Here is a 3,559-nt window from a genome sequence, read left to right on the forward strand (position 1 = left end):
ATCCACCGGTGATCACTGGTTAGGAACTGATCACTTAGGCAGAGATCTCTTTTCACGAATCGTAGCTGGAGCTCAGACCACAATTGGAACTAGCTTTCTTGTCTTAGCTCTTTCTCTTTTGATTGGAGTACCTGTTGGCTTAGTTTCAGCGTATATTGGAGGGAAAATAGACCGCTTTTTAATGAGAATTGTAGACGCTTTTTTAGCTTTTCCTGACTATATTGCAGCTATCGTCTTAAGCGGACTGTTAGGGCCTGGATTATTTAACTTAATTGCTGCGATGGTTATTGTAAAGTGGGTTGGTTATGCAAGGGTAGTGCGCAGTATTGTGCTTCAAGAAAAGTCAAAAGAATATGTGCTGGTCGCTAAATTAAACGGAGTGGGAACACTGCCTCTAATCCTGCGCCACTTTCTTCCTCATGTGGGAGGACATATTCTTGTTCTTGCTACGCTGGATATAGGGAAAATTATTTTAATGATGGCTTCACTATCCTATATTGGACTAGGGACTCAGCCGCCTACTCCGGAATGGGGAACGATGCTAAATGAAGGCAGAGCCTACTTTTACAATGCTCCGCAGTTAATGTTGATACCAGGCGTGGCCATTATTTTATTTGTGCTGGCGTTTACAGCTTTAGGTGAATATATTCGAGGGAAATATCAAGTTAATCAGTAAAAGAGGTGATCGTCATCGTTTTAGAAATAAAGCATCTAGCCATTCATAATAAAACAAAACAAATTGTAAAAGACGTTTCTTTTACAATCGAGCAAGGACAGTGGATGGCGCTCGTTGGAGAAAGCGGAAGCGGTAAAAGTATCACTGCTGCTTCGATAGGAGGACTGTTGCCTTCAGGTGTAACGCTTAAAGGAGGATCTATTATCTTTAAGCAGAAAGGAGAGGCGCCTATCCTTGGAAAAGATATTTCGTATATCTTTCAAGATTATCGAAGCGCTTTTACGCCTTTTTTAACAATCGGAAAGCAGTTTGATGAAACGATTCGTACACATAGTAAGCTTGCTAAAAAAGACAGGACTGCTGCTATTTTTCAGGCTCTAAAAGCTGTGAATTTACCTAATGAACGCGTGTATAAAAGCTATGCTTCTCAGCTGAGCGGTGGACAGCTTCAGCGAGCAGCGATTGCTTTAGCACTGGTGATGAAGCCTGCCTTGATTATTGCAGATGAACCAACCACGGCTTTAGATAGCTTGTCAGCAGCTGAAGTTCTTCAGCTGCTGCATAAGCTGAAAGAAGAAGCAGGCTGTGCCATTTTGTTTATTACCCATGATTTGCGTCATGTGCGGAAATATGCAGACCGGGCAGCCATTATGTTAGCGGGAGAGATCGTGGAAGAAAACAGTATCGAATCTCTGTTTCACGCTCCGGATCACTTTTATACAAAAAAACTGTTTAACGCCATTCCTTCTTTACAGAAAACGCCTGATCGATTGTTAGATACGCAGAAAAAAGTGTTGATATAGGAGTGAGATATGAAAGAAAAAAGTATATTACGCGTCACGCAGCTGGTGAAACAGTATAAAGACGTTAAAGCGCTAAATAATGTTTCCCTGCATATCGATAGAGGGGAATGTGTAGGGATTGTTGGAGAAAGTGGAAGCGGAAAAAGTACGCTTGTAAAAARTGTGCTAAGGTTAATAGAGATTCAGCAGGGAGAAGTATGGTTTGCAGAGAAACCTCTTCACTGGTTAAAAGGAAAAAAACTGCAGCAAGCTCGTCTAGGCATGCAAGTTGTATTTCAAAACCCCGCGGCTTCTTTTAATCCAAAAGTAAAAATCATCGATTCTTTGCTCGAGCCTTTGCGGCAGCAGCGAACCGTTCCTTCATTTTTATCTCATGTGAGCAGAAACGAAAAAGAACTCGCTTTTTATTTGTTAGAAACAGTCGGGATTAGCGCAGAATATGCGTTGAATTATCCTCATGAACTCAGCGGTGGACAGCTTCAGCGTGTAGCGATTGCGCGTGCCATTAGCGTAGGTCCGTCTCTCGTGCTATTAGACGAACCAACAGCCAGTCTTGATGTTACGGTACAGGCAAAAATTTTAAATTTATTAAAAGATTTGCAGGAGACGTTTCAGCTATCTTATTTGTTTATTTCGCATGATTTAGCAGCGGTAAATTTTATGAGTACCCGCATGATAGTTATGCAGCAAGGTGAGGTTATTGATCAGTTTGAACGTGCAAAGCTATTTGATAAAAACAGRCATCCCTATACAAAAAAGCTTGTGCGTTTATTTGAATAGAGAGTAAAGCTCTTCGTTTAATATACTAAACGAAGAGCTTTTTTATAAATGAGAATGAGACAAAGTCAGGGACGCGGCGGTGGAGTATGCATATGTATAAGATGATAGCCTGCTTGGCAAAGCATGACAAAACTAATGCCGAGTACAAGGAGAGGAATTAGCTTGTTTTTTCCTCGTTCTTCATATAGTCCGGCTGCGCTTAAAAGGAAGCCAATAGCAGCTAAAGGAGGAGAGACGCGAAAGAATAAATCTGCAGCGGTAAACGCTTGGTTTGTATATTTATAATAAAAAAATAGACCTGTAATCAATAAAAATAGTCCAATCCAAAACAGCGTAAGTTTTCCAAAAAGGGTTTTAGGCACTGCGATTTCACTCCTTTTGTCAGTCAAGTACCATAAAATACTAACATAAAACGTTCTCGTTTGCATTAGAGAAAAAGAACGTGAATTATACAATATGTGTAAAAAAACAGGTTTGAAGTAGGAGGAGATGAAGTATTCAAAGCGCTTCATGTAAAAAAATACATATCGTTGGATCTGTTGGAAGTGGAAAAACAGCTCTTGCCCGTTTATTATTCCATGAATTAAAAGTTCCTCACTACGAACTTGATAATATTATGTGGGAACGAACATATGAAGGAGATAAAAGAAGAAGTGAAGCGGATAGAGAAAAGTGTTTACATCATATTTCAGCTTCAAAAGAATGGATTATAGAAGGCGTACACTATACGTGGGTGAATGAAAGTCTTAATAGAGCTGACCTTATTATTTTTCTCGACACCCATTATCTAAAAAGAATATGGTTTATTATAAAAAGGTATGTTCTGCAAAAAGCTAAAATAGAAAAAGCAAATTATGCATCGACGCTTTCTATTTTCATTAAAATGTTTCAGTGGAATGCGTATTTCGAAAAGCACAGTAAACCTGAAATTTTGCATATCCTTCGTACGTCATATAACGATAAACTTATAATAGTGAAAAAGAGAGAAGAGATAGAGCACTTTATATCGTAAGAAAATGCCGCTCAGTTGATGAGCGGCGTTTTTGGCTTTTATTCTATCAACATAGAAGCGCCTTTTTTTTCACAAGCTTTTGCAAGGTTTTTGAGCAGCTGATTAAGAAACTCTTTGTCCATTTTAAGCCACTCTTCTTTTTGCAGCCCTTCTACGATATAGGAAGAGAAAACCCACGCGTCGTTTTTGATGGCAGAGTGATTTGTTTCAGCGATTACGGTTAATGCCTTGATGACAGCAGACATCACGGAAACATCTTCTTTCCCATAATGGCGAATTTGATAGAAC

At 39.4% G+C, this 3,559-nt stretch carries 5 protein-coding genes and 1 pseudogene; 4 read left to right on the plus strand and 2 right to left on the minus strand.

Annotated elements, in window-relative coordinates; translation table 11 throughout:
* From nikC to AC1DRF_RS19725, 3 genes are all read left to right on the plus strand, one after another.
* A partial coding sequence (nikC, locus tag AC1DRF_RS19715; RefSeq protein ID WP_477741472.1) for a nickel transporter permease occupies positions 1–676 on the plus strand: 676 nt, incomplete at its 5' end.
* A 5-nt stretch (positions 677–681) separates the two neighbouring features.
* The gene (locus tag AC1DRF_RS19720) at positions 682–1,479 is read left to right on the plus strand and encodes an ABC transporter ATP-binding protein (protein WP_043981591.1); all 798 of its coding nucleotides are present in this window, start codon (positions 682–684) and stop codon (positions 1,477–1,479) included.
* Positions 1,480–1,488: 9 nt separating this feature from the next.
* Positions 1,489–2,259 (plus strand): ABC transporter ATP-binding protein, encoded by a 771-nt coding sequence (locus AC1DRF_RS19725; RefSeq protein WP_477741473.1) that lies wholly within the window; start codon positions 1,489–1,491, stop codon positions 2,257–2,259.
* A gap of 65 nt (positions 2,260–2,324) precedes the next feature.
* Here AC1DRF_RS19725 and AC1DRF_RS19730 read toward each other — a convergent pair whose 3' ends face one another.
* On the minus strand, positions 2,325–2,621 hold the full coding sequence (locus AC1DRF_RS19730) for a hypothetical protein (RefSeq protein WP_340447867.1): 297 nt from the start codon (positions 2,619–2,621) through the stop codon (positions 2,325–2,327).
* 254 nt (positions 2,622–2,875) lie between these two features.
* Between AC1DRF_RS19730 and AC1DRF_RS19735 the strand changes: the two genes are divergently transcribed.
* Positions 2,876–3,271: a P-loop NTPase family protein gene (locus AC1DRF_RS19735; RefSeq protein ID WP_477741474.1), complete on the plus strand. Its 396-nt coding sequence runs from the start codon at positions 2,876–2,878 to the stop codon at positions 3,269–3,271.
* Between the two features lie 38 nt (positions 3,272–3,309).
* Here the strand turns inward: AC1DRF_RS19735 and AC1DRF_RS19740 are convergent.
* Positions 3,310–3,559: pseudogene (locus tag AC1DRF_RS19740) on the minus strand (DUF2254 domain-containing protein); the annotation flags it as partial.

The sequence above is a fragment of the Priestia sp. P5_B4 genome (assembly GCF_056400385.1).

Bases quoted from the DNA above. Each gene is read 5' to 3' on its own strand.
- AC1DRF_RS19735 (WP_477741474.1), top strand. From the start codon at position 2,876: ATGTGGGAACGAACATATGAAGGAGATAAAAGAAGAAGTGAAGCGGAT.